The organism is Lacipirellula limnantheis (genome assembly GCF_007746075.1).
Classification (GTDB): Bacteria; Planctomycetota; Planctomycetia; order Pirellulales; family Lacipirellulaceae; genus Lacipirellula; species Lacipirellula limnantheis.
The window spans coordinates 3,416,654-3,442,893 of record NZ_CP036339.1; the positions used below are offsets into that span (position 1 = coordinate 3,416,654).

The 26,240-nt window shown below is 59.4% G+C and carries 20 protein-coding genes and 1 pseudogene; 11 read left to right on the plus strand and 10 right to left on the minus strand.

Annotation, left to right across the window (positions count from 1 at the left end; genetic code table 11):
- The first annotated feature begins 113 nt into the window (after positions 1 to 113).
- Positions 114 to 1,187, plus strand: coding sequence for a magnesium/cobalt transporter CorA (corA, locus tag I41_RS13170; RefSeq protein WP_145433130.1), 1,074 nt, complete (start codon positions 114 to 116; stop codon positions 1,185 to 1,187).
- Positions 1,188 to 1,492: 305 nt separating this feature from the next.
- On the opposite strand, the gene I41_RS13175 is transcribed toward corA, so the two are convergent.
- The 3 genes and pseudogenes from I41_RS13175 to I41_RS13180 all read right to left on the minus strand — a co-directional run bounded on the left by I41_RS13175 (position 1,493) and on the right by I41_RS13180 (position 2,860).
- Entirely contained in the window at positions 1,493 to 1,819 is a 327-nt protein-coding gene (locus I41_RS13175; RefSeq protein WP_145433131.1) for an ankyrin repeat domain-containing protein, read from the minus strand.
- A gap of 121 nt (positions 1,820 to 1,940) precedes the next feature.
- Positions 1,941 to 2,123, minus strand: a pseudogene (locus I41_RS28620) (hypothetical protein); the annotation flags it as partial.
- 488 nt (positions 2,124 to 2,611) lie between these two features.
- The gene (locus I41_RS13180) at positions 2,612 to 2,860 is read right to left on the minus strand and encodes a hypothetical protein (RefSeq protein ID WP_145433132.1); all 249 of its coding nucleotides are present in this window, start codon (positions 2,858 to 2,860) and stop codon (positions 2,612 to 2,614) included.
- A gap of 43 nt (positions 2,861 to 2,903) precedes the next feature.
- Between I41_RS13180 and I41_RS13185 the strand changes: the two genes are divergently transcribed.
- From I41_RS13185 to I41_RS13205, 5 genes are all read left to right on the plus strand, one after another.
- Positions 2,904 to 4,292, plus strand: coding sequence for an efflux RND transporter periplasmic adaptor subunit (locus I41_RS13185; protein WP_168206884.1), 1,389 nt, complete (start codon positions 2,904 to 2,906; stop codon positions 4,290 to 4,292).
- Positions 4,293 to 4,303: 11 nt separating this feature from the next.
- Positions 4,304 to 7,729: an efflux RND transporter permease subunit gene (locus I41_RS13190; protein WP_145433134.1), complete on the plus strand. Its 3,426-nt coding sequence runs from the start codon at positions 4,304 to 4,306 to the stop codon at positions 7,727 to 7,729.
- 284 nt (positions 7,730 to 8,013) lie between these two features.
- A complete protein-coding gene (locus I41_RS13195) occupies positions 8,014 to 8,517 on the plus strand; it encodes a hypothetical protein (RefSeq protein WP_246133660.1) in 504 nt (167 codons plus the stop codon).
- 5 nt (positions 8,518 to 8,522) lie between these two features.
- On the plus strand, positions 8,523 to 8,861 hold the full coding sequence (locus tag I41_RS13200) for a hypothetical protein (protein ID WP_145433135.1): 339 nt from the start codon (positions 8,523 to 8,525) through the stop codon (positions 8,859 to 8,861).
- A 319-nt stretch (positions 8,862 to 9,180) separates the two neighbouring features.
- Positions 9,181 to 9,687 (plus strand): PEP-CTERM sorting domain-containing protein, encoded by a 507-nt coding sequence (locus I41_RS13205; RefSeq protein WP_168206885.1) that lies wholly within the window; start codon positions 9,181 to 9,183, stop codon positions 9,685 to 9,687.
- Positions 9,688 to 9,979: 292 nt separating this feature from the next.
- On the opposite strand, the gene I41_RS13210 is transcribed toward I41_RS13205, so the two are convergent.
- The 5 genes from I41_RS13210 to I41_RS13230 all read right to left on the minus strand — a co-directional run bounded on the left by I41_RS13210 (position 9,980) and on the right by I41_RS13230 (position 15,251).
- Positions 9,980 to 10,357 carry a hypothetical protein gene (locus I41_RS13210; RefSeq protein WP_145433137.1) on the minus strand — a complete coding sequence of 126 codons (378 nt, stop codon included), beginning with the start codon at positions 10,355 to 10,357 and terminating at the stop codon, positions 9,980 to 9,982.
- Positions 10,358 to 10,429: 72 nt separating this feature from the next.
- The gene (locus I41_RS13215) at positions 10,430 to 11,500 is read right to left on the minus strand and encodes a DUF1559 domain-containing protein (RefSeq protein ID WP_145433138.1); all 1,071 of its coding nucleotides are present in this window, start codon (positions 11,498 to 11,500) and stop codon (positions 10,430 to 10,432) included.
- 406 nt (positions 11,501 to 11,906) lie between these two features.
- Positions 11,907 to 13,466 carry a dockerin type I domain-containing protein gene (locus I41_RS13220; RefSeq protein ID WP_145433139.1) on the minus strand — a complete coding sequence of 520 codons (1,560 nt, stop codon included), beginning with the start codon at positions 13,464 to 13,466 and terminating at the stop codon, positions 11,907 to 11,909.
- 85 nt (positions 13,467 to 13,551) lie between these two features.
- Complete coding sequence (locus I41_RS13225) at positions 13,552 to 14,670, minus strand: DUF1559 domain-containing protein (RefSeq protein WP_145433140.1); 1,119 nt, start codon at positions 14,668 to 14,670, stop codon at positions 13,552 to 13,554.
- Between the two features lie 26 nt (positions 14,671 to 14,696).
- Positions 14,697 to 15,251: a hypothetical protein gene (locus tag I41_RS13230; protein ID WP_145433141.1), complete on the minus strand. Its 555-nt coding sequence runs from the start codon at positions 15,249 to 15,251 to the stop codon at positions 14,697 to 14,699.
- A 549-nt stretch (positions 15,252 to 15,800) separates the two neighbouring features.
- Between I41_RS13230 and I41_RS28625 the strand changes: the two genes are divergently transcribed.
- Together I41_RS28625 and I41_RS13240 are read left to right on the plus strand one after the other, a co-directional pair.
- The gene (locus tag I41_RS28625; protein WP_168206886.1) at positions 15,801 to 16,106 is read left to right on the plus strand and encodes an IS66 family transposase; all 306 of its coding nucleotides are present in this window, start codon (positions 15,801 to 15,803) and stop codon (positions 16,104 to 16,106) included.
- A 470-nt stretch (positions 16,107 to 16,576) separates the two neighbouring features.
- Positions 16,577 to 17,899 (plus strand): hypothetical protein, encoded by a 1,323-nt coding sequence (locus I41_RS13240; protein ID WP_145433142.1) that lies wholly within the window; start codon positions 16,577 to 16,579, stop codon positions 17,897 to 17,899.
- Positions 17,900 to 18,187: 288 nt separating this feature from the next.
- Here I41_RS13240 and I41_RS13245 read toward each other — a convergent pair whose 3' ends face one another.
- Both I41_RS13245 and I41_RS13250 read right to left on the minus strand, forming a co-directional pair.
- Entirely contained in the window at positions 18,188 to 19,969 is a 1,782-nt protein-coding gene (locus I41_RS13245; RefSeq protein ID WP_246133877.1) for an amidohydrolase, read from the minus strand.
- Positions 19,970 to 20,588: 619 nt separating this feature from the next.
- Positions 20,589 to 21,356 (minus strand): helix-turn-helix transcriptional regulator, encoded by a 768-nt coding sequence (locus tag I41_RS13250; protein WP_168206887.1) that lies wholly within the window; start codon positions 21,354 to 21,356, stop codon positions 20,589 to 20,591.
- Between the two features lie 934 nt (positions 21,357 to 22,290).
- Here I41_RS13250 and I41_RS13255 point away from each other — a divergent pair.
- The 3 genes from I41_RS13255 to I41_RS13265 all read left to right on the plus strand — a co-directional run bounded on the left by I41_RS13255 (position 22,291) and on the right by I41_RS13265 (position 26,238).
- Positions 22,291 to 23,928, plus strand: coding sequence for a PEP-CTERM sorting domain-containing protein (locus I41_RS13255; protein WP_145433144.1), 1,638 nt, complete (start codon positions 22,291 to 22,293; stop codon positions 23,926 to 23,928).
- Positions 23,929 to 23,997: 69 nt separating this feature from the next.
- On the plus strand, positions 23,998 to 25,119 hold the full coding sequence (locus tag I41_RS13260) for a PEP-CTERM sorting domain-containing protein (protein ID WP_145433145.1): 1,122 nt from the start codon (positions 23,998 to 24,000) through the stop codon (positions 25,117 to 25,119).
- A gap of 753 nt (positions 25,120 to 25,872) precedes the next feature.
- Positions 25,873 to 26,238 (plus strand): hypothetical protein, encoded by a 366-nt coding sequence (locus I41_RS13265; protein ID WP_145433146.1) that lies wholly within the window; start codon positions 25,873 to 25,875, stop codon positions 26,236 to 26,238.
- The last annotated feature ends 2 nt before the right edge of the window (positions 26,239 to 26,240 follow it).

Consider the following 26,240-nt stretch of genomic DNA (forward strand, 5'->3'; position numbering starts at 1 on the left):
TTTCCCGGCCTGACCGCATTCTGGACGTCGCCGAGGCTTCACCGTAGTTAACGTTGGTACATCATGCGGAGGGCTTCGCGTTGTGCCTTGACCTGCTCTGAACTCCGCCCCCAATGAGGTACCATGGAGCAGGCCCCGCCCATGACCTCGCCAGGACTGACAACAACGTGACTCCCGAGAGTTCCGCACACGCGTCGCCGGCGCCGCCGAGCAGCGTCATCAACTCCGCAGCGTACTGCAACGGCGTGCGCGTGGCGTTCGTGCCAATCCCCGACTTAGGGGACGCCTGGCGTCACTCCGATCGTTTCTTCTGGGTCGGGCTGTACGAACCGTCGGAGCCGCTGCTTGCTCATATTCAGCAAGCGTTTGGTCTCCACGACCTGGCGATCGAAGACGCGCATCAAGCGCACCAGCGGCCCAAACTGGAGATCTACGACGATTCCATGTTCGTCGTCCTGCGCACCGCGCGACTTTGTGCGGACGGCGAACACCGCATCGAATTCGGGGAGACTCATGTGTTCGTCGGCCCCCGCTATGTGGTAACGGTGCGGCACGGATCGTTGCAGTCGCACGTCGGCCTCCGCGCCCGCTGCGAGGCCTCGCCCCACATGTTGGCGCAGGGGGAGGGCTTCGTGCTCCACGCGCTCATGGACTTTATCGTCGATCAATATTTTCCGATCCTCGATGCACTTCAGGATGAATTGGATGAGTTGGAAGAGCAGATCTTCAGCGGCACGTTCGTCAGGAGCGTGACGGCCCGGCTCTATCACTTGCGGCGCGATTTGCTGGGGCTGAAGCAAGCCGTGACGCCGCTGATCGACGTGTTGGCCCGACTCTCGCGGAGCACATCGCAGCTGATTCCGCCGCACACGCAGCCGTACTTCCAGGACGTGCATGACCACGTGGTGCGAATTGCGGAACTGATCAACAATTTGGAGCAACTCTCCCATATTGCTCTGGAGGCCAAATTCGCGCTTATCTCCGTTGCGCAAAACGAGGATACGAAGCGCCTTGCCGCCTGGGCCGCCATCATCGCGGTTCCCACGTTGATCGCGGGTCTCTATGGCATGAATTTCGACTTCATGCCGGAAACGAAGTGGGTTTACGGCTACCCTGTGGCCGTCCTCGCGATGCTGACCATCTGCGGCCTGCTATATCGCTGGTTTCGTAAGGTCAAGTGGCTCTAGCGGGGCCCGCTGCGGGCCTGCCGGGCGGAAGCGCCTATCCGTCGGCCACGGCACGCGATAGCCCCGATTTAATTCGGTCGCCGCGGGAAAGGGATCGATCCGTTGAGAGCAGCACGAGCAGCTTCGGTAACGATGGCGGTGTTCATTGATTGCTCGTTTCACGGAGCGCGAGCGACGCCTAACGACCAAGCTCAGCGACCGCCGAGCAGCGAACCTGGATCGCAGTGAACGTGTTCAAGCGTACTTCATCGTCAATCGCAGAGCGGCGCGGCAATTCGCTGCAGCGCTCCGCTTAGCCCGCCTCGTCATCTCTCCATCCTCCGCAGCATCTCAACTATCTGGAAGCTCTCGGCGGTGTAAGCGCCCATCCGATACTCGCCATACCAGTAAGCGATCATCTCTGCTGTATAGCCGAGCTTGTCCTTCGGGGTCGGATCAGCTCCGGCCCTGAGCAAGATCTCGACAATTTCTGGTGCTCCGGCTTTGGCGGCAACCATCAGCGGCGTCTTGCCTTCGTCGTCCAAAGTCTTGAGGTCTGCACCCTCACTCAGCAATGCCTGAACTCGAACGGCATCCCGACGAACAATAGCGTCTCGCAGCGCCGAATCTTTCTCTTCTTTGGTGCGTGTCATAGGTGCATTTGTCGAGTGGGCAAACGGCCAAGCTCAAGGACCACCGGGCGGCGAACGTGGAGTGCAGCGAACATGTGCAAGTTTTCATTTATTGTCAATCGCGGGGCAGGGCGGTGGTTCGCTACAGCAACACATTGGGCGGCCGCACCGGCGCGCGAGGCCATTGCTGGCTGCGCAACTTGACCTGCCCCACGGGTAGTGAACCAATCGAACGAGGCTGAATTGCTTCTGGCGCCGGAGCCCGGTAGCCCAAGGAACTGTTGGGCCGGACAGCGTTGAAGCGCCGCCGCCAGCGCTCGATGAGAGCAACGAACGATCAAAGCCGCGATCGCCGGCGTCATTGCAGGCTGCTAAGAAAAAGTCTATTGGTCGGATTGGATTAACGGCGTCGATGGTTCCGTGTGAGGGGAAAAGCAGCGGAATTGGGAACGACCAACCCGAGTTGCCTAGTTTTCCAGAGGGCCATAGACTGTTAGGGTCTAGGCACTTAGGGATGGACATGTACCGTCGACTGATCACAGCATGCGTTTTAGCAGGTTTTCTCGCTGCCCAATGGGCAGCGAGTCCGCACTCGCATGGCGTGTCGACGGACTCGTCGCACGACGATGCTCCGCATGTTCATGTTCCGTTTAGTCACCATGGGCACGACCACTCGCACGCTGGCTGCCACGCCCACCCCCATCGATCGGAATGCGATGCTGCTGAGCAGCAGGGCGTGAGCAACGCAGACCGGCATGACGGGGACGCGGTTTATTTCGCGGGCGGCAGCACTGAATCGGTCGTCAACGCCATTCAAAAGTGCCCAGACCAATCTCCGTCCACGCAACTGCCGGCGATTTCGGCCGACGTCTGTTTGCTCAATGAATCTTCGACGGCATCGATTGTGAATGTGCCAAAGGCTCCAGATAACGGCGCCCCTTCGTGCGCTCGTTTTCTCTCTCTGCGGTCGCTCCGCATCTGAATCGGCTGGTCATTCTTCGTGATGACCGCAGCTGGATTTGCTCCTTGCTGTCTTGCCAACGCGATGCGTTCTTCAAGCATCCGTCTCTGATCCGAATTCACCATGTTTGTTGATAGGTGCGATATGGCGCCAAAAGTCATTGCCGCCGGTTTGCTGGCCGCTATCGGACTCGCCGGCTGGCGGGGCTGGAAGAATTACCAGTCCATGCCGGCCGCAGCGACAGCCGAGAAACCGGTAGGTTCGACGGCAGTAGCGGGCGCCGTTCCCGTGAGGATTAGCCCGCAAGCCAAGGCAAACATGAGCTTAGTCTCATCGCCTTTGAAGCCGACGACCTACTGGCGTACTGTCGAGTTTCCAGGCGTCATTGTCGAACGGCCTGGCGTGACACGCCGTGGAGTCGTAGCCCCGATTACTGGCGTGGTCACTAAGCTTCACGCCTTCCCCGGCGACATTGTCGCAGCCAGTGCTCCGTTGGCGACTTTGCGACTGCTCAGCGATTCCGTCTACAACTCGCAGCTCGAACTTTTCAAGGCGACGAAGGATTCGGAGATTGCCCAGAGCCAAATTGAAAGGCTCAACGATGCGGCCCAGTCGGGAGCGTTGCCCAAGTCGCGGTTGATTGACGTTCAGAACGAGCTGGAGCGGCTGACCGCGAGAATTCATGCTTACCGCCAAGACCTTCAGGCGAGGGGGCTGCCAGCCGAGCAAATCGACGCCGCTGCCGATGGTGAGTTTCTCACCGAGATTCTCGTGCGGGCCCCCGGCGAAAAAGAATCGACGGCCGTCGCAAAGCGTAGTGCCGGCGAAGCAGTCACTAGTCAGGAGCCCGAACCGTTTTCCTTCGAAGTTGAGTCACTAGGCGCTGAGCTTGGGCAACAAGTCGCGGCCGGCGACGTCCTCTTCAATCTTGCCGACCATAGCGAACTGTTGATTGAAGGGCGTGGCTTCAAAGACGACCTCCCTCTCATACAAACGGCGATTAAGAACGGCTGGAATGTGGAGGTCGAGTTTCCTCACGCGACCGAAGGAGACTGGCCCGAAATCCCGCATGACTTGCCGATAGACCACGTCGCTAATGCCGTCGACCCGGAGACGAGAACGTTCGGCTTTTACGCCGCTCTTGAGAATCAGCGGCAATCGTACTCGCGTAATGGCAAGAATCGCCAGTTGTGGCGATTTCGGCCCGGTAGCCAGCTGAGGATTCGAGTTCCCGTTGAGAAATTTGAAAAGGCGTTCGTCGTCCCGCAGGCTGCGGTGGTGTGGGAAGGTCCTGAAGCCTTTGTCTTCCAGCAAGACGGTCAGTTCTATCACCGTCGACCAGCTCAGGTGCTGCACCAAGACAGGTTATTTACCGTCCTGGCGGCCGACGCTGGGTTGCGTTCAGGAGACTACATCGCGCAGGGAGCGGCCGCGTCGCTTAACCGCGTCATGAAGTCTCAGGCACAGGAGGCGAGCGGGGCTCCCGCCGGGATGCACGTTCATCCAGACGGCACGACGCACGCAGCCCACTAGGAACCTCACCGATGCTGAATGCACTCATAAAACTCTCGCTGCGTTACCGCACGCTGGTCCTCGCTCTCAGCGTCACGCTGATGTTCTACGGCACCTATTTGGCGACGACGTTGCCCATCGATGTTTTCCCGGACCTCGATCGGCCGCGGGTCGTCATCTTGACGGAATGCCCGGGACTTGCGACCGAAGAAGTCGAAACGCTGGTGACGCAGCCCATTGAAGTCGCGTTGCTCGGAGCAAGCGGCGTTCAAGCGGTGCGAAGCCAAAGTACGGCTGGCCTCAACGTCGTTTACATTGAATTCGACTGGACCACTGATGTCCGTGCGGCACGTCAGACGGTGCAGGAGCGGCTCTCGACGCTTACGGGCATTCTCCCGGAAGGCATCTTACCGCAAATGACGCCGACCGCCTCGATCATGGGACAAATCATCATCGGCGGCATGTACCGTCAGAAGGGGCCTCGCGGCGGCGAACTCGTGCCGCTTGCGGAAAGCGGGTTCGTTGTCGAAGTGGTTGATTCACAGTCGCCGGAGCCTCAATTAATGCTCTGGCAGCCTATCAAGCGCAATCACCCGGAGTCATGGAAGGCGGTCGACGTTGAACGAGTCGAATGGCTGCCGTTGGAAGAAGGAGAGCGTGACCGTCGGGCCATCATCCATGTTGCCGGAAGGGCTCAGACAGTTGCGATTCCTGACGAACATGAACAGCAGATGGCGTTACGAACGCTCGCCGATTGGGTAATTCGGCCGAGGTTGTTGAAAATCCCTGGCATCGCTGAAGTGTTCACTCAGGGGGGCGAACGAAAGCAGTACCAGATTTTGGTCAACCCGACATCGCTGCTTGAGTACGGCGTGTCGCTCCAAGAAGTGGAGCACGCTCTTCAAGAGAGCAACATCAACACCAGCGGCGGATTCGCGGTGCAGGGCGAATCTGAAAGGCCTATTCGCATCTTGGGCCGACTCGGTCCGCAGGAGCAGCGAGTTGCCAGTGACCTAAGAAAAGTTCCTGTCAAACGAAATGCTTCGCGTCCCATTCTGCTGGAAGACGTCGCCGAAGTGAGCGAAGGGGCTCAGTTCAAACGCGGAGACGGCAGCGTGAACGGCCGCCCGGGCGTCGTGTTTACGATTGCAAAGCAACCTCACGTCGACACGCGAGCATTGACTGACCAAATTACATCGGCACTGGCGGACGTCGAGCAGTCTTTGCCCGCCGACATCGTCATCAACTCAGAGCTGTTCCGGCTCAAGAACTTCATCGACCGAGGTATCTTCAACGTCGGTGAAGCACTGGTCATTGGAGCCGTTCTTGTCGTCATCGTGCTTTTCCTCTTCTTGATGAATCTTCGTACGACATTCATCACGTTGACGGCGATCCCGCTGTCGCTGGTGATTACAACGCTCGTCTTTCGCGTGTTGAGTCATCTGACCGGGACGCAACTCTCCATCAACGTCATGACGCTTGGCGGCATCGCAGTCGCGATGGGCGAGTTGGTTGATGACGCCATCGTGGATGTGGAGAATATTTTTCGCAGGCTACGCGAGAACAATGCGTTAGAACACCCCTTGCCGGCCATACGCGTGGTCTATGAGGCGAGCAAAGAAATCCGTAGTGCCATCGTGTTCGGCACGATAGTGGTAATTTTAGTTTTCCTGCCGCTCTTCGCCCTGTCGGGAGTCGAGGGCCGCCTCTTCGCACCGCTAGCCGTTGCGTACATCACGTCGATTCTTGCGTCATTGCTGGTGTCGCTGACGGTAACGCCAGTACTCAGTTTCTACCTGCTGCCCAATTCAAAGGCCGCTCATCGCGAAGGCGACGGGCCGTTGCTGCGAGCCTTAAAAGTCGCGGCAACGCCGCTGATTCGCTTGAGTATGGCTTGCCCAACGCTGTTGCTAATAGTCACTTGGTCGATGGTCGCGGTGGCTGGATGGCAACTGACGACGCTCGGCCGTGATTTTCTGCCGCCCTTTGACGAAGGCAGCATTCTCGTCAACGTCACGCTTCCCCCGGGTTCGTCTCTCGACGCTTCAAACCAAGTATCGCGGTTGATAGACGACAAATTTCGCGAGAGGCAGCGAACGGCTGAAAATCCCGACGGCGAAATCATTCACTTCGTGCGTCGCACGGGTCGGGCCGAGATGGATGAACATGCCGCCCCGGTGAATTCCGGCGAATACATCCTCAGCATGAACCCGGCGGTGCAACATAGCCGCGACGAGGTCATTGCCGATTTGCTGGCGTCGCTTCGCGACGAAGTTCCTGGCGTAGACATCGAAGTGGAGCAGCCGCTGGCACATTTGATTAGTCACATGGTGTCGGGCGTGTACGCTCAGATTGCCATCAAGGTGGTCGGGGACGACCTGGATACGCTCCTTGGGACGGCGGAGCGAATTCGGTCTGTCGTCGGGGAAGTGCCGGGCGTCACGCCGCCGGTGGTAGAGCCGGTTCAGCAGACGGAAGAATTGCATATCGAATTGCGGAGCGACGACCTTGCCAAATTCGGCCTGACTCGCGGCTACGTCGCACGCGTGTTGCAGACCGCCTTGCAGGGCGACGTAGTGTCGCAGGTGTTGGAGGGCCAACGACGCTTTGATTTGCTCGTTCGATTGGAAGACGCAGCCCGGACAGATTACACGGCGCTGGGTCGCTTGCGAATTGAACTTCCTGACGGCGGGCAAGTGGAGCTTGCCGAACTCGCAGACATTTATTCAGGAGTTGGTCCGAATGCGGTGAATCGAGAAAATGCCCGCCGTCGGATCGTCATTCGCTGCAACACTCAGGGCCGTGATTTGGCGAGTGCTGTGGCGGAAATTCAACAACGAGTTAGTGCTCAAGTCTCCATGCCGGAAGGCTACTTCGTCGAGTACGGCGGCCAATTTGAAAGCCAGCAGCACGCAACGCGACTGATTGGCGTCTTGGCGATCGTGTCTGCCATTGGCATGTTTGTCGTGCTGATGATTCTCTTTCCGTCGGTGCGAATTGTCGGCCAAATCTTAAACGCTCTGCCCACGGCTTTCATCGGAGGAGTACTAGCTTTAGTGTTAACGAGCCAAACGCTCACCGTCGCTAGCTTGGTGGGTTTCATTTCACTTGGAGGCATTGCTGTCCGAAACGGCATTCTTCTCGTCACGCATTATTTTCATTTGATGCGAGACGAAGGTGAGCCATTTACCGCAGAAATGATTCTTCGCGGTAGTTTGGAGCGACTGGCTCCGGTCCTCATGACGGCTCTGACTGCCGGCATTGGATTGGCGCCATTGGTAGTTGGCGGTCAGGAGCCAGGGCGGGAAATTCTCTACCCGGTGGCCACGGTCATTTTGGGCGGATTAGTTACCTCAACTTTTTGCGAGTTCCTCATTCACCCCGGAATTTTCTGGAAGTACAGCGGCAAGGACGCTGACCGCCTCGTGCACGAAGCAACGGAGTGCGATGAATTCTAAGCGACTGCGCAGAGAGAGAACGGTGAAGCCATTGCAAACCAAATCCCGGAGAGATTGGATCAAATCACGATGCTCGTGGCCCAACTGTGGTAGCGTCACGCTGTTCAACTTCTGCTGCCTCGGTTTAGCAGATTCAGCGGGCGCTCATCCGCCGCCATCTCGAAAGCCTCCAAGAAAACGTTCGCTCTGAGGTCCTGGTAGAGTCGCGTGCGTACCCAACTGAAATAGCAATTACTGCGTAACTGTTCAATCAGCTCGTTCTTTCAAACACGGAGATTAACTCGATGAAACGTTGGATGTCATTTCTTAGCCTTACCGGCACGCTGTTAATGTTCTCGGGATGCAGCGAGAAAAAGGCCGCCCCTCCGGCCGCGGACGCCACGTCGATGGCTGAAGCAGTAGGCGGCGCGAAGGAGGAGTCTGGCGGACACTCGCACGGTTCGGGCCCTCACGGCGGTGCAGTCGCCGACTGGGGCGGGGGAGCCTATCACGTTGAATTCACCGTCGACCACGACGCCAAGAAAGCGACTGTCTACGTGCTTGGCAGCGATGGCAAGTCGGCAGCCCCGGTGAAGGCAGAGTCGATAAATCTACTAATCGATGAGCCCGCTACGGAAATGGAGCTTAAAGCAGTGCCGCTGGAAGGCGAGAGCGACGGGATGTCATCGCGATTCGTTGGCGAGCATGACACCATTGGCGTCGTGCGAGAATTTGCCGGAACAATTCGTGGCGAGGTCGACGGCACGCCATACGTCGGCGAGTTTGCCGAAGTCGCCGGCGAGAATTAAGTCCTATGCAACCATTGTGGAGCATTTTACGAGTGGCGTTAGTCGCCGTCATCGTCGTCGCAGTCGCGGAGGTCTCCAAGAGGTCTCCGCGACTGGGGGCGGTGTTGCTTTCGCTCCCGCTGATAAGCCTGTTGGCTTTTACCTTCGGGTGGATGCAGCACCGCGACCTACCAGCGATATCGAAGATGGCTCGTGAGACGTTGATTCTCGTCCCGTTGAGTCTGCCATTCTTCATGCCGTTGGCGATGGCGGACCATTTTGGCTGGGGTTTTTGGCCAGCGTTCGCTGCCGGCGTGCTGCTTGCGACGGCCACGATTGTCGGTTGGCTGTTATTGGGTACTTAACAGCCGTAAGTCAGACGAAGAGTTATTCGTGCACAGAGACTGAAAAGTTCGACTCGGCTCGGCAACCCGGCGGTACCCGTTCCAGGAGCCTTTTAATTACGCAGAAGCATTTCGCACAGCTAGGAATTCTCGTCGAGGCTACCCAACGGTCCTGCCTGCGAGCGGCGGGGGCGGGGACATATTCTTCCCCAAGCGGGGGGGGCGCAGGCAATTGGATCGAAACCTAGGTACACTAAGGAGTCGCCTGGGCATGGATCGGTTCCCTGCTCACTCGCAAACTGGGCGTTCCGCTCAACTTCGTGCTTTCAGGAGGGTTCTAATGAATCGCACACTCTTCCGCTTCTCTCTCGTCGCTTTGCTTGCGCCGCTCGTCGCGCAGCCGGCGCAGGCGAGCATTCCGCCGATGTCGGAAACCTATCCAATTGATGTGACGATCGCACAGAACCAACCAATTGAGATCGTCCGCCCGAACTTCTTCGACCTGGATCATCCGAAGCTGCTGAAACTGTCGGGCGTTCTGGCTGGCCCGCAACCAGGTTCGCTCGCGGTCTTTTTTGACTGGATCGACCCTGCTGGGGGCAAACAAACCTCTCCCGTCCAGGAATTCCCCTTTACGCCTGGCGGCACGAATCTCGTTGATCTCGAGTACACGATCCCGTATTGCCCCTCGGAGGTCAGCGTCGACTTTCGACTCGCCAACGCCGACGTCGTGCGGTTTGTCGGCGAGTTCACCCACATCTGTCTGGTTCCTGAACCGACGACGATCTTGACGGCGGGAATCGCAGGGCTCGCGCTCGTCGTCGCCACGCGGCGACAAAGCCGCTAGAACGCTCCCCTCGCGCAACCACGACCTTCTCTCCGTCCGCATGCACGCGAGGCGGAGAGAAGGTCGCTTTGGCTTTTCTGGAGCCCTGTCAATCTTCTCGGCCCCTCGCTCCGACGATAGGCCCCAAATGATTGGATTCTCGCAGGCTCACATGCAGCACGGTCACAATCAAAGCGTTTGACGCCCCGTCCTCGGTTGCTGCGCCGTCATCGGGCGCAATTTGACGCGTTGCAATCGCGGCTTGCGCGTAACTTATCGCATTGCCGGTCACGCCTGCTCAGCCTGACGCCGGTTAGGCGCGACGAATCGCCATGTTAGCCATGGCGCCGAGCAAGATCATGGCAGCTCCGCCCCAGCGGAGGTAGCTGGAGGAGGTGGCCGGAGCGTCGCGTTTTTCCTCGAATTCTTCGCGGAGAATGCGCAGCTCCTCCTGAGCCTTTCTGTATTCGGCGGCGGAATCAACCGCGTCGGCGCCGTGCATGCTAACGTTCGAACCCGCGGCACTCGCCTTGAAACTCAGCAAGTGGGCCTTGCCCGAGAGCTCACGCATTCGCAGGGCTTTCTCTTCAGTCCACCCGTTGGCGGCCGGAAAGAGCATTGCCCAGACAAGGCTGAGTCCCAACAACAGGGCGCCCAAGACGACGAGTCCCAACGGGATAGCGGTCTTCATATGGTTGTGAAAAAAGATCGAGACGCGTTACGGGGATAGCTGACGACCAAGCAATGACGACGATCCGCTCAACTACTCGGCAACGATGGCGCCGTCGCTGATGTGGACCATCAGCCCATACATCAGCGGGTCGACTTCATTCGTGAGGAAGCGGACGCTGCCGTCGCAAAGGGCCGCATTGACGCCTCCGACATGGAGACTGCGAGGCGCCGCGCTCGTCGAACCGGCGGTATTGCACGGCATGCCCAAAAGATCGGCTTCGGCGGCGTTGTTGCACTCGCGTTGGTCGTCTTGGTTCTCGGAACCTGCCGGCGCATTGGGTGGCAGCGCACCCAGCGTCAGCAATTTCGACGGAATGTACGACGGAGGATTACTGGAGGCGCACACGCGGGTGGCGCCAAGCCCCTCGCCGTGCATATCAGCGGCCAGCAACGTTGCGCCAGGCCACGCAAGCGCCCAGGCGCCGCGATGGTCGGTCAACTCATCGCGGGTTCTTACTTCGGAGAGCAACAGCGTCTGCGAGGTCCCGTCGGTAATCCGTTCCAGCGGCTGCGGCTCGTAGATGAGTGGGCCGGGCCAGACGCCCGCGCACGTCGTGTGTTCGGGCGCCGTAAAGGCGGCGTAATTGGCCTTTCCCAGGCGGCGATTGTTGGAAAAAGCGGCCGACTGGTAGAACCGCCCGAAAGCTTGGTCCGACGGACAAAAAAGAACCGAAGGCTGGCCGAGCTCGGGCGCCGTCGTGACGTTCTGATCGAAGACAGACTTCTTGAGATCAAACTGCGAAAACACGCTCTGCAATTCTAGATAGGGAAGAATTTGCACAATCCAACTAAGCTGCTGGCCGGAGTACATGTTCCGCTCGATCGGATTTCGCCCGCCGGTAATGAGATCCATTTGACTCGACGGCGGGAGATTCTTGCGTGCCGACTCGTAATTTAGCACGGCCAAGGCGAGATTTTTCGACTGGCTTTGGCACTGCGCGCGGCGGGCTGCTTCGCGGGCCGCCTGGACGGCGGGCAGCAGCAGCGCGATCAAGACGCCAATGATCGCGATCACGACCAACAATTCCACCAGGGTAAACGCACCGGCTGGGATGGAAGCCGCGCGGCGCCGAACAATACAACAATAGCGTTGGCGAGACATACCTCAAAGGATCCTGTCAAAGTCGAGTTGCGAACGACGCGCGGCGACGAGACCTTGAAAGCACCGCCCAGGACGCCCAGGAAACGGCAGGGACCAGACCACTGCCGCGCGATCGAGGGAATGACGCCCGACAGCCCCAGCGCGGCGGCCGAATTGGCCGTCGCAACTGGGCTGATCGCTCGTCATCTGCCCCCTCCCCGCGTACTTAGCAGCGTAGCTTGTCCCACTCTTGCCGTTCCTTGGCGTCCTGTGCGGCCCTAACCTTTGTCACCTTCTGAAGTCCTCTCCATCGGCACATCGTTCGTGAAGGACTTCACTTGTTAACTGTTGATCATTCGCGACCCGGCTGCCGCTTCGGCTGACCGTCGAATTGTGCAGCCAGGCGATTCACGCCTAGGATAGTTCCCTAGAGCGTTCGCCGGGCGACGGCCAGGCCAAGCACAGCCAGCGCCCCGAGTACGTAGGTCGCCGGCTCAGGAACGGCGCCGACTGCGGCCGCCGCCGGCGTCGTGCCAAAAGTCGTTTTCCAAATCGCTAGGTCGGCCGCGTCGACCACCGTATCGGAATTGGCGTCGCCATTGGTCTTGCCCGTCTGACCAGTGAGGCCGAGGCCCCGCTGCCAAATGAGGAAGTCGGCGCCGTCGATGCTGCCGTCGCTGTTGAAGTCGGCGTTACTCGCGGCGGCCAGCAAGTAGCCCTTCGACCCGAGGTATGTCAGCATGTCGGGGACCTCCGCAGCGGTGGCGGGCTTAATCTCGAGATTGTCGTAGATCGCGAAGTTCGCGCCCTCCGGACTCACCGCGAGCGACCCGCCGAAGCGATCCCAGAAACCAAGAAACGCCGTGCCAGCTTGGCTCACGGGATTTGGCGTGAACGTATTGGATGCAGTGGGCGTGAATTGCGCCACGGGCGTCCCGTCAATTACATAGGTGAATTCGCCGTTGACCCAGTAGAGTTCATGGGTCGCCCATTCGTTGCTAATAATGCCGTCTGCGATGACGCCGGAGCCGTTGGGGGCGAGGACCGACGGCGCACCGAGCGACGGCTGGCTGTAGTGGAGCGGCTGCGAGCCGATCGGGAAGGAGTCGACTAACGGCGTCTTCGCTGCACCGCTGCCGTCGCTGAGGTAACCCGCTGTGTTGGCGGGGTCGGGAGCAAAGTAAAGCGAGTCGCCGGTGAAAAGGCTCAGCTCCGTGGCGTTAGCCGCGGCGCTGCCAGGGTCGGTCACAGTGAAGCCGAGCGCCTGAGCGGCCCAGTAATCGTTTAAGTACTGACCGAGCAGTCCCGACTTGAGGCCAACGGAATTCCCGGAGTAAAACTGGCCAGCGACATTGGTTCCCTTGCGGTCCTGGTAACGGGCCCCTCCGTAGATCGGCGCCCAGTCGTCGCCGGCGCCTGAGTCGCCAGTAATGGCCAGCGCGAGCCCCTGACCGGCGAGATTGGCGCCGCCGCCTGGCGCATTGCGCGATTGGAGTTGAACAGTCGTATTCGCTTGGTTTAAGCCGACGACCGTGTAGTTGGTCGTACCGGTGAGGCTAATGTTGCCCGCCCCGTCGTCGATGCCTGCGCCCGTGCTATTGAAAACGTCGACTCGCAGCACGTAGTTGGGATTCGACGTGCCGACGCCGACGTTGACGTTCTTCGGGAGGATGGCGGCAAAGGATTCGGTCAGCGCGTTGAGCGAATTGTTGTTGGCCGATACGAACACCCCGGTCTTCGAACCGTCGGTCGTGCGGGGTGCGACCGGAATCCCGGCAGCGGAATTGACGAGGAAACCGTCTCCGAAAATGTCAAACGCCGCGTAGTTGAAATTAAAACGGACGTCCTGATTGCCCGAGCCGCTGACGTCGTAGTCGGCGGCGAGAAAGTCATCGTCCGCGAAGATCGCTTGGGCGCGGGCCGCCATCGGCGCGAGGGCGAGACCCGCGAGGGCTGTGAAGGTCCAAAACGTGCGTTGCGAAAGCATAAAGTTGTCTCCCCTAATTCAGAAGGTGTCCGAACATGACTGGCAATTTCAGGCTAGGTCCCCGGCCGTCGGGCCGTGTGGCGATTCAAAGGGCGTTTAGATCGACAACTTCGCCGTCCTGTCGATCGCCGAGGCGATCGAACAGCAAGCTATCAACCTCGTACGGGATCGTATGGACTGCGCCGTCGACGAAAACGCAATTGAAACCGCCGGCGTGGGCGGAACCAAAATTGACCACGTCAGCTTCGTAGCCATACAGATCCTCAAGCGGGCCGCCGGTTGTACCGGAGAGCGAATCCTGCAGCGGCGGAAAGCCGGTCGAGCGCATCGTGTCAGGATCCCAGCCGTCGGTCCAGCCGCGGTCGTCCGAGGCGCTGTTGCCCTCGTACATGTCGGGACGAACAAACTTTTCGCCGGCCAGCATGGTGTTGCTCGTGCCATCGGCGACATGTTGGAGCTCCGTCAGCGGCGGCGTGTCGACGACCCGCTGCCAACTCTTGCCGGTGCGGCCGGCGATTACCTGCCAGTAGGCGCGCACGATAACGCCCATGTAGGCCTTGTTCGAAGGGATTGCCAAAATGTCGGTTGAGCTGGAGCCGCCAAAAAGATACGTCCGACGGAGCGCTCTGGAGTCCTGCGTGGGCGCCCCAGGCTGCCCGCTATTGATTGGCCAACGGCGCGTTTGGAGCGTGAAGTCGGTGTAGCCGCAAGGCACGACGGCGGCGTAATCGGTCAGCGTGACTTGAAGCGCGGGGCTCACGACGTCTTGAACCTTGGTTGCCGTGCGCCGCGAGGGACAGTAGTAGCCGGGGACGACGGTCGACTGGAGATCGGCCTTCGTCGTGACATTGGCGAGCGGACCTTGTTCCAAATAGGGCAAGATCTGGTACTGCCAACCGAGACCTTGCTTTTCGGGACCGACGGGCTTCCCCGCTTCCAGATAGTCGACGATGTTGGGATTAATGATTGCCCCGCCGCCGGGAAAGGTTCGCTTGGCGCTTTCAAAATTCAAAACGCTCAGCCCCAATTGCTTCAGATTATTCTTGCACTGACTGCGCCGAGCCGCCTCGCGGGCCGCCTGAACGGCGGGCAGCAACAGCGCCACGAGCACCCCGATGATGGCGATGACGACCAATAGCTCCACCAGCGTGAAACCCCGAGGGTGGAAACGCTTGCACCGAGGTTGGAATGGCGTCGCAGCCATGTGATTTCTCGCTTCCACGCCGAGGCTCAGGGAAAGTATTGAGCGATTTCCTGCTCGCCAATCTGGCGGACTTGGCCGCGCAGATTGACCATCATCCGCTGGCCGTCTACCGTCTCGGACTCGTAGGCGACCCACGGCAGACTACCGTCGGCGGGTTCCGCGGGTTTCTTGCCGTAGACGACGATGAGCGGTTTGCCGTCGCGCGGGGAATTCAAGAGCGCCCCGGCGCTCGGTGCAAGTTTGTTCCAGTTGGCGGGTTCGCGTTCCAAAAACGCTACCAGCGACTCCTGATTAGCTGGCGCGGCGCCGGAGTGGCTGGCGAGGTACTCGGCGTAGAGAAGCCCCACGACCTTCATATGATCAGTCGCGCGATCGCTGGAAGCCGCCGGCGCCGTCCCGCAGCCAGCGATCAAAAGGAGTCCCGCGACCAGAAGGCCAAGTGGCAGATCGCTAAGGGCCCGGCGTCGATAGGCAGTCAGCGCCGAGCGAGCCGCTGACGGTCGCCAATCGTCGCTCAGCTGCGCCATGAAGGCGAGCGCATCCGAGCGGAAGAAGCTCGTAAACGAAGAATCGAGTCGCATTCACATCCCTTGCTGCCGCACTCGTGACTCTCTCATGTCGCGAGCGATTTGTACAGACTAGGCACGCCAAGGAGTAACGAAATCCACGGGATTTGCGCACTCAATGCGACGCGGTGCGCAAGCGATTGAATTCGTCTATCCTCGTGAAACGGCCCGGACCGTCGGCTCCGCGCCCGCCCCGTTTAGCAAGCCCGGCTTCGGATGCCGCGCAGGCGTAGCGATCGCCATGGCAACCGATTAGGTGGCCTCGGTTCCTGGGAGTTTACTCGTCAAGCTTCCGATTGGTCTGCTTAGCACTTGCTGAAATGTTTCGCGGGTAGACCCATTCAGTAGGGCGCCGCCTTTTTGATAACCGGTGCGGGAACCTTAGACGCGACTGGCGTTGAGAGGGGTTGTTGGGCAGCTAGAATCGGTCGGAATGATTCGCGTTGGGTGAATACCCGACTCTACCTAATTGTTGGGGTGCGTGCATGCCGGGCCGGTCACTTGCTCCGCGAGTCGTACCAGTCATGACCGGCGGCTTAGGGCCGCGTACAACTGATCGTCACGGTGCATTGGGACGTCGTCGATGTTGCGCTTGCTGATATTGCGCGGCGCTATCGCGTCGCATGCGACGCCAAAGAATTGATCGGGTCCGACGAACTCGGCAGCGAGCCAGCGTGGCCGTCTTGGCACCAGCAGCGTCTGGAAGTGCGACGTCAACACTCATTGCCCTTGTTCGGCGAGTTTCGCCAATGGCTCCAGGCCACCGAGCCGATCGTGCTGCCCAAGAGTCCCACCGGCCGAGCATTGCAGCACGTGTTGCCGCGTTGGGACGGTCTGGTCCGCCCCGTGGCAATCGGACGCAGGAATTAGCTGTTTTTAGGCAGTGAAAATGGCGGCGCGCCAAGTCGAATCATGTCGAGCCGTTTGCCTACGCGCGCGATCTACCGGTCCAGTTCTCCCGGCATTCGCCGCCTGCAGTGGCGGCGCTCCTGCCGAACACTTGGTGGGCGGCGCATCCGGATCTCTCCGGTGCTGGTCACGGTAGGCGGGCGAATGCCAGGTGCTGGCGGCATGCATTTGTGCATATCAATCGGGGTGGCTGGTATCAATTGACCGCGTGCTGAATGGGATCGACTTAGCGGTGTCTTTTTCGACCTTCCCACGGAATTGAAGCCGTGCTCTCCCGCTAGATGCTATCGCCATAACCCTTAAATCCACTAAACTTATCCCAGCTTCCCAGCCGATGGTCCCGTAGAAGGTCTATTCGTCTATGCGGTCTTTTCTTCCTGCTGGCAACGATTGGAATGCGTTTCACCGCGTTACATCACGCTGTGCTAGCGATGGCCGCTGTTAGCGGCAGATTCAGTGAAGCGCAATCACTTGAGCTGCCTTACGCTACGGTCGAAGGCGAAGGAATTGAGGCGGAGCAGGAAGACGCGGGTGCAACGCCCTATTTTGAGTCGTGCCAGCCATGCCAGGAGGCGAAGTCACCGCCTGACGAGGCCGATGCCATCTCGATCGCACTATTGAACCCCGCCAATCGACTGAAGGTACACGGCGGATTGGATACCCTGGGTGTCTTTAGTACGAAACGGCCGTTCCCATCGGGAATACCTCTCTTTCTGCTGCCCGATTCGCCCTTCGGACTCGATACAAACTCGTTTGACTTACACGCTCGGCAGAGTTATCTCGGGGCGTTGTTCTCGGGGCCACGCCTAGGAGAGTTTGACACGAGCGCTCAGATTCTCGCGTTCCTGCAAAACGATAATCTCTCGAACGACGAGTACGGATTACTGGTCTACTACGCTTATGGTGAAGTCAAGAACGACGAATGGCGGTTCGCGGCCGGGCTGCAGCAGGACGTCTTTAACCCGGTCAGCCCGACAATTGTCTACCTCACTAAGATGTACGCCTCTGGCAACACTGGTTCGTACCGCGGACAGCTTCGTGCCGAGCGACTGTGGGAAGGCGCCGACGACTTCGGCGTCACTTGGCAAGGCGCGTTGAGCGAACCCATCTCGACGCTGGTGACAAGCAACGTCGGACGCATCACCGAGGATAACGGTTGGCCGAACGTCGAGAGCCGCCTGCAGGTCGGATTTGGACCAAAGATGGAACTCCACGGCAGCCAGGTCCGGCCGCTCGAAGTCGGCGTATCCGGAGTGGTTGGTCAGTTTCGCACGACGCGAACGCTTTTGTTTGACGACCCAGCGGATCTACCGCCGCGGGCCGTAATCGATACTTGGGGCCTCGGTTCGGACGTCCAATTGTGGGCCAGCGAGGACTTTGGCGTCCGCGGCGAAGTCTACTGCGGCGAGGGCTTAGGCGAATACAACGGCGGAATCCTGCAAAGCTTCAATCCTGACACATTCCAGGACATTCGCACGGCCGGCGGGTTCGGTGAAGTTTTCTACTACTTCACCGACGCCTTCCATTTGCATGTCGGCTACGGCATTGACGACCCGAACGACACGGATCTCGCCCCGACGCAAATCCGCCGCAACCAGACTTACTTCGCGAACTTCGTGTGGGACCTCAGTAAGGTCGTACAACTGGGACTAGAGGTTGATTACCGCAAGACTGATTATACTCAGTTTCTACCCAACGCTTTTCTGGATAGCGATGCGGTCATCGTCGCCACGCGGTTCTTGTGGCGGTTTTGACTCGCCTATGCTAGGTCGGTTCGGCGCTGCCGAAATCCGTTCGATCTTGTTACCTCTCACCAGAACGCGGGACCGCTCGTATAAGACGCTGTCCCTGCCGTCAAACAATGCGCACATTCTCGAACAGCACAGTGCTCGCTGCGTCTTGGCCAACCGCCATTCGCGTAAACAACAAGCCGAAACCAAGACCCCAGAATCTCGATCGTGATACCTCGTGGTCCTACGATGGTTTTTCTGAGGTAATGAAGTGCAGTCCCAAGTGGCTTGTGAAATGGAGCTGAGCGGCGATTAGCGTGCGTTGTAGATCGCTTTTCCCTCCTTGATGGTTTCCAGCACCTTCAAGTCTTCCAGTTCCGAGATAGGGACACGGTGCGGGTTCTTGTCGAGCACCACGAAGTCGGCCAGCTTGCCCACCTCGATGGAGCCGCGGTTGGCTTCCTCGTAGTGTTGGTAGGCGGCCCAAAGGGTGAGCGATTTGAGTGCCGCGTTCACGTCGATGCACTGTCCGGCCCCGAGGATATCACCGCTGCGGGTGCGGCGGGTGACCACCGACGCCAGGATCCGAATGGCGCTTGGCAGAGCGACCGGAGCGTCGTGATGCTGGGAGAAGATCATTCCCCGGCGGAGGGCCGAGCGGGCTGGGCTAATCCGCTCTGCCCGCTCGGCGCCGAGTACCGAATCGCGGTGCCAATCACCCCAGTAGAAGCAGTGCATGCCGAACATGGACGGGAACAGGCCGTATTCCTGCATCGCGTCGAGTTGGTCTTCGCGGACCGTCTGGCAATGGATCATTACGTCCCGCCGGTCCTTGCCCTTGCCAAGCTTCGCACGGGCGTCCTTCACTGCACCGATCATCATGTCGCCGGCCGCGTCGCCGTTGCAATGGGCGAGGAACTGCCAGCCCTTCTCGTAGCAGAGGGCGACCTTGCGGTTCACTTCTTCGGCAGGGACGGTCGGGTAGCCCCGGAAGTTCGACTGTTGGCCATGTGGCGGGATGAAGTAGGGCTGCGACAGGAACGCCGTTTTCCCCTGCGGAGAGCCGTCGAAGCTGAGCTTCACCCCGGCGATGCGGTAGCCGTTCTTCATCGCCTTGCTGTACCACGGGGTGTCTATGCCGAACGGTGTGTCAGAGAAGGTGAGGTCCGGATACGAGGCCACGTCGATCAGCATCTTCTTTCCTTCGGCCAGTCGCATCCAGGTCTTGTCGAGGACGGCGTTCGACCGACCTTCCTGGGCGAACGTGTACCCATTAGCGGCGTACAGCCGCTGCCCAGCGACGCCGAGGCTGTCCAACTCGGCTTCGCCCATCTTCGGCAGCACCTTCACCGCCGCCATCATGAACGCCGTCTCTTCCAACACGCCGTCCGGCGTCTTGCCATCCTTCTCGCGGCGGATGACGCCACCCGGCGGGTTCTTGGTGTCGGCGGTAATGCCGGCCAGTTCCAGCGCCTTGGTATTCATCGCAGCCAGATGGGACGACTGGTGGATTATGAGGACGGGAAGATCCTGTGACACTTCGTCGAGCTCGTGCCGAGTCGGGTGCCGTTGCTCCTTCAACTGGGCGTCGTCGTACCCGAAGCCGAGGATGAGTTGGAATTTCTTGGCCGTTGCGCCCGCGGCCCACTTCTTGAGTTCCGCTTGCAGGTCGGCAATGTCCTTGACGGTGTGGTCGGGCGGGGCCAGCAGGTTGGCCGACGCCGCCTGCACGCCGACGTACATGCAGTGCCCGTGGCCATCGACGAAGCCCGGCAACAGGGTCTTGCCGTCCAGGTCGATGATTTTGGTGTTCTCGCCCTTAAGTTTCAGCACATCGGCCTTCTTGCCCACGGCGATGATCTTGCCGTCCTTGATCGCGACTGCCTCAGCGGTCGGATTCCTATCGTCGATGGTGACCACGTCGCCGCCGTGGTAAATGACATCGGCGGTCTCGGCGAAGGAATCGGCGACGGCGATTGTCAGCAAAGAACACGCAAGTGCTAATGAGCGAACTGCCGAGTGCATAGGTGAGTTCCACGAACGGTTAAGAAGGGCCATGTCGGCGGCGTGCATCGCGATCGGCCGGAACAGCACGGCCAAGCCAGCACGCCCCGAAGCGACAACGTCGCCCGGTCGACGGCGACGAGCGAAAGCCGAACCTGATTATCTCCGCTTTTCCAACTTTTGGAAGTTGCGAAGCACTGCATCGATTTGTTGGGGGACTGGTGCGGCCGACCGCTGCGAATTCTGTGAAGCGTGACGATTTCACGTTCGACGGCCAACCGAACCTGTGTCTGTGGCGCAGTCAATTGGACCGGTGCAATTTCTATCTGGACGATTTACTGCTTCGGCGCCGGTTGCATGCGACGTAGGCGGACTGAGACTCGTATCGTTGGGCTCGGCGTAAGACCAGCAACTGCAACGTGCGTCATCGTCGTTAGGCACTTGTCGGACGTATGCCCCGCCGCGGCCGATCGCTCACTCCAGAGATGTTCCGCCTCTGCTCGATCGCCGCCACTTCGGCCAACTTCGCCAACGTTCGCAGGCATAGGCCAACCGACTGAAGTTGGACGCCTGAAATGGTGGGCATCCAGTGATCAGCGCATAGAGCGTCGCGTCTAAGGAATACCCAGGATGGCGGGCCGATCTACGGCCCCGTCGCTGGCTCAAGACGGGGCAATCGTCTAGCGGCAAGTTCCCAGCGCGTTGAAACTCACGGGCTCGTGAATTCGTTCGACTTCGCATCCGGCAGTTCCACTGCCGATGAGCGAGTCCGAGTCAAGGCGCGGGCCAGTAGTTCGCCTCGGCTGTGGACTTCCAAGGTGTCGTACAGCCGAGTGACGTGGTTATGGACGGTTCGCGGGCTCAAATCTAATTCGCTGGCGATTTCCTTTTCGCTCCGTCCAGCGCAGAGCAACCACAGAACCTGGCGGAGTCGTTCTGGCAAGCCCTCGATAAGTGGATCCTCGCCGACCGGGGTCACGATTCGCTGACGCCATGCACGAGCCAACTCCAAATGCACTCTACGAAAATCTCGCCGCTCGGAAACGGTGTACTGCGGCTTGCCCCATTCGCGGTGCACCGCCATCCCAAAGATGCGACGAATGCTCATGGCCACAAAATGAGATTCCATTTGTGCGTCAATTCCGATCGCCTGATGGATCTCACGCGCGACTTCGGATGAATACCATTCGTCGTCGGTCATCACGTCTTGTCGACGCACAGTGACAAAATGAGAAGCAATAGCGACTGATCTCCGCAGGAATTCGCTCTTGAAGGCGTTTCCTTCCGCCCAATAACCACGGCGCCAAATCTCCGCTTCCTGCTGGTTAAGACCTCGTTGCAGTGCGATTTCGGCACGGACCCATTCATCAGGTCGGCGGGGCAAGGGCGCTAACGCGATCGCCACGAATCGCGCGTCGAACAGGTCGCGCAAGCCGGCCATCAGACAATCCGTCCAGCGCTCGGCGTCGTTTCCCAACTGACAGACATCGGTGACGAGCCGATGGGCGGCGGTTAGTTTCCGTCTCGCAATTCGCGTCGACATGCTGGGATGACGCCTCGGTTGGTGAGACTCGCGGCACTTCCGCCCAGTGACTGCGACTGTCTGGTGATTTGCTTAGGCTGTTTGGCTCAATTGCTTTCGCAAGTAGGACTAGCCACGATCTGCTAGTGCGCTCTTCGGGCTCCCCAAGCACGGCGCGGCGCGACAGCGACGGGGAATCAGGAGATGCAAGCCTAACCCACGCGATCGTACACCCACATTCTGCTCGGTCAAGCATTGCACCCATGGAGAAATCTATCTGCGACAATCTGCGACGGCTTTTCAAGGCTTCGCGCCCGGATGGGCGGGCAGATGCCGAGAGTTGCTCGCTTTCGCGCCGCGGGTGCTAGTCGCCAGCGAGCTAACCAGCTATCGACGCCAACCGCGAGGGTGCGGCGATGTGTGCTTTCGGTTGTCCGACCTCCTAATTTCCCAAGCGGGAGAGCGGGAAGGGCTCGGCGGGATTGAGCTAATTAGCCCAATAGATTTTGCGAAACGTGCGTTTAGCATGCTCAGTACACGAAGTGCCGGTCTCATTCGCTGCTGCCGTGAGCGAGTGCCCCCAGCCGGAGACGAGTACGGGTGGCAGCAAGCGCGTAAAGCGGAAAAGCTGACGTCCGACCCTTGCCGATAGGCCGTGAGTGTTTGTGAATCGCGTTCGGCGAGCCCCGAGCGGCAGGGACGCATCGTCTGCTTATGCCTTATTTGATCTGCAACTTATTCGTCCGCCCAATCTCGCTCCTGATTCGCCATCGCGGACCTCCTGGGTTAGTAGGACAACGGCTTAACGGGCTAGCCATCAAAAACGAGAGCGCGTGTGACGGAACCTATACCTTGCTCTTGCCACTCCACCTCAAATGAGACCTTCCTAATGAAAACGTTTAACCATCTGCTTTGTTCGCGACTGTCAGCGGCATTGACAGCTGGCTTGTTCCTAAGCGTAGCCACGGGCGAGGCATCCGCTTTCGAATATCTGGCTCGCTTCACGGGCGAAGTTACCGAAGTCGTTGACGACCTCAACTGGTTTGCCGACTCAATTAACGTTGGTACGCCGATTGAAGGAATGTACAACTTTTTCGATCCAGGCTACGAGAAGCAAACCTACTTCAACGACTCGTCGGAGGTCGGGTACCGATACTTTTTCGCAACCGGCGGCAACTCCAGCATTCCCGTGCTGCCAGTGAAAATGAACCTGGCAATCGGCGGTTATCACTACACGACGAGCGGAGGGCCGGTTTACTACGCAATTCGCGTGCTCAATGACAGCACGGGGTTCGTCGTTGGCGACGCTTACAGCGTGCAGAGTCCGTTAGAGTTTCCGATACACTTTACGGATTGGACCGGAGATCCAGTCAATGACCCCGACGGAGTGTTTTACCCGTATCTGGGAATGGGCATTGACCTCGTCGATCCTACAGGGACGGCGCTCTCGTCGACCGATCTCCCCCTGTCGGCGCCCCTCCTGTCGAAGTTTGCGTCTGCCACGGGGCAGATCTACATTGCCGACGGAAATGGAGAGCCTAGCTACGCTGAAGCCAGATTTCGCATTAAGACGCTGCAACTACAAGTGGTGCCCGAGCCCTCTCAATGCGTTTTGGCGACAATCGCATTTGCGGCGGGCGTCCTCGGACTCAAGAATTCTCCGCGTCGACGCAGCATCTCTCGATCAACCTATAGATCAACGACCCCGACAGGAAAGCAAGGTGCTTTAGCGGTCGTAGTTGCAGCTTGCATCGCCGGCGGGGCCTTGGACGCCGGCGCCGCGGACTATGTGCTTACCGCTTCAGGTCCATTTGAGTCGACGGCGAGCCAGTCGTATGGCTTCGATGGAGCAACGAATGTTGAGGGCCACTTGCCTTCGCTTTACGACGCGACCCGACTGGCCGGAGGCTCGTTTAAGGCGACCTATCGATTCACAGCGACTGATCCGCCGGCGAGCGGCAATGTTGCCGACTACGATTTCGGAGGGCTCCAAGGTCTGTCATACGAGTTGTTGGATTCCTCAGGCTCCGTAGTTCATGTTGGCGGCAATTCGTCGGCTCACGCCGCCACGGTGTTCAATAACTTCGATTTTGCCGGGACGACTCGCGATACAGTTAACTTCGTCGCCTTTGTCAACAGCGTGTCTGGGCTCAGTAGCCCTCCGGCGCTTTACCAGTCGCAAGCCGACTTCTTTGCAATCCAATCGTTTCTTGGATTCACTGGCGCTGTAACCGGCGGCGCCGATTACATCACTGGGTTGTCGGTGCCCCTCAGTCCATCCACTTACCTTGGCTTCCCCAATCGATCGTTTCGCACCTCCATGTCGTTCAACGACGGTGATACGCTCGACTTTTTGGAACCCTACCAATACGTCGAATCGTCCGTGCAATACCTCATCACCGAAGTGAAACTCACGGCTGTACCGGAGCCGGGGTCCATCGCAATTCTTGGTTTCGGCCTGCTCTCTGCGACATGCTGGCGTCAGTTATCCGTGAAGTCGGCGAGGGCGCGTGATTCGTTGCAGTAGCGACGCTTTCGAGGGCGCTATCGTCGAGACACGTACCTTGGACTTGATAGGCGACGAAAGGGTGAATCAATGATGCGACGACTTCGCAACAGGGCCGGGGTGCTGGCCGCCACGCTGCTTGTGATGATGACTGCCGGCAGCGCCGCTGGAGCCGCCTACCAGGCGACGCTGCTTTCATCCCCGGGTGCTAACGGTGCGGCTGCCTACGGCGTCTCGGGCACAAGCATTGTCGGAAATTCGTATCCGGACGCGATCTTGTGGAACGGCGCGACGAACGCCTTCGTGAGCCTCAACCCCGGGCCAGAGTGGTCGTCGTTCGCCTACGCCGTCGATGGCAATCATCAGGCGGGGTACGGTTGGACGACCACGAACGCCGACAGCCATGCGCTGCTGTGGAACGGCACGGCCGCGAGCTACGTCGATCTGAACCCGGCCGGGTTCTACAGCAGTCAAGCCTACGGAGTATCGGGAAACGCACAGGTCGGCGGCGGCGGTCTGATTACCAACCCCAGCGGGGGCGGCGGACACGCGCTCCTCTGGCACGGCTCGGCGGCCAGCGCCGTTGACCTGCATCCTGCCGGCTACGCGGGCTCCGTCGCCGCCGCCGTTTTTGGGGACAACATCGTCGGCACAGCTCGCCAGTCAAATTTCGGGGGCTACGACCAAGCCGTTCTCTGGACGGGCCCCTCTCACACGCTCACGACGCTTCATCCCGCCGGCTTTGCCGCAAGCTCCGCCCGCGGGGTTTCGCAAGACAGCCAGGTGGGACGCGGCTTTGTCTCGTCACCCTTCGGCGGCGATCGACATGCGTTATTGTGGCACGGCTCCGCCGCCAGCGTCATCGACCTCAACCCGAGCGGATTCAATCGGACCGAGGCTGTCGGCGTTGCCGGAATGAAACAAGTCGGTTTTGGGCAAGGCTCAGCCACTGGCGGCAACGACCACGCCCTTCTCTGGCAAGGAACCGCCGCCAGCGTCTTCGATCTCCATTCGCTGCTGGTCGGGTTGGGTCCCGCATTCATCACTTCCGAAGCCCAATCCATCGACGCCAGCGGCGTCATCGTCGGCTTCGCATCGGATGGCCAAACGTCTTACGCCGTCAAATGGTCGCCCGTTCCGGAGCCAACGGCGCTGGCATTGATCGTAACGGGTCTCCTCGCCGCAGGCGGAATACGTCGCCGTTCGAGATGAAGCATCGAGCCGGACGGATTAATGTCCTGCGCCGCGGCCGCAGAGCAATCGGCTGCCAAGCCGACGGCGACCAGCTTGCCCTAGCGTCTTGGAATCGAGCAAACCATTGCGTTATTGCCAGCAGGGGGGCGGTGTTCTTGCCGATTGCATGAGCCAACTGTTCGACGTGAACGTTCACGGCTTTGCCCGCCGCTTGGCGACCTTGCCAAGATCGGAACGTCTTTCGCTCGCCGTCCGGCCCCAGGAACTACATGTGCTTGCGGCCGTCTTCGTCTCCCACGCTTTTCACCAAGGCGATGCTCCTAATTAAGTCCGGGAAAATCTCAACGCTTCATTTGCAGCAAACCGCTGTCTTCACAAATGGGGGATAAACTCAGCGTCACACTCGTAGCGCGGCGGCCGGTTTGCAACGTTGATTGGCTGGGGTCCGGCCGCCGCGTTATTGATCCACCTTGCCGCGGCGGCCCCACTTCTACCGCCACATTCCGGGGTCGCCGTGTCTCTATCTCCGCCCGCAACTAAGCACCGAGCCTGACCGATGGCGGTTGAACTCCCGGCGCCGTCGCGCTAAGGGCGGGTTAGACGGTCGCGAAATTGGAGTATTGGGGTAACTCCGATTGGGGTGTTTATTCTATTGCCATTTGCACGTGACTTTGGGCGTGGCGCTCGCAAGATGGAAGGACATCGATGCGTGGCGTGTGTGCGATTTCGGCCTAGATTGCAATTGGCGGCTTCACACTATGGACCACCGAAATGGACGCAACGCTAATCGGCAACGCGAATAAGCGACCGGACAATTGGCTTGTCCTCGCGGAGCTGCCGTTCAACGATTTGGCGCCCGTATACGCAGAGATGCGCAAACTCCGCCATGCGATTTGCGGTTCGTTCGATCCGTCCACAGACAACGCAATCTCGTTTTACTATCGCGGGTACAAGTTTCGTGCCGCAAAGCGCGGCGACCATATCGATATGTTGGTCAGCGAGCCCGATTGCCCCGCCGATATTCTCTTCGAACCCCTGGCCAAGCTGATCCCGCCGCTGACCCGATGTTCCCTTAAGTCGCACCACGAACCGAAACAACCCGCCGCTCCGATTGGCGGATCGTCCCGAGCCGTATAACG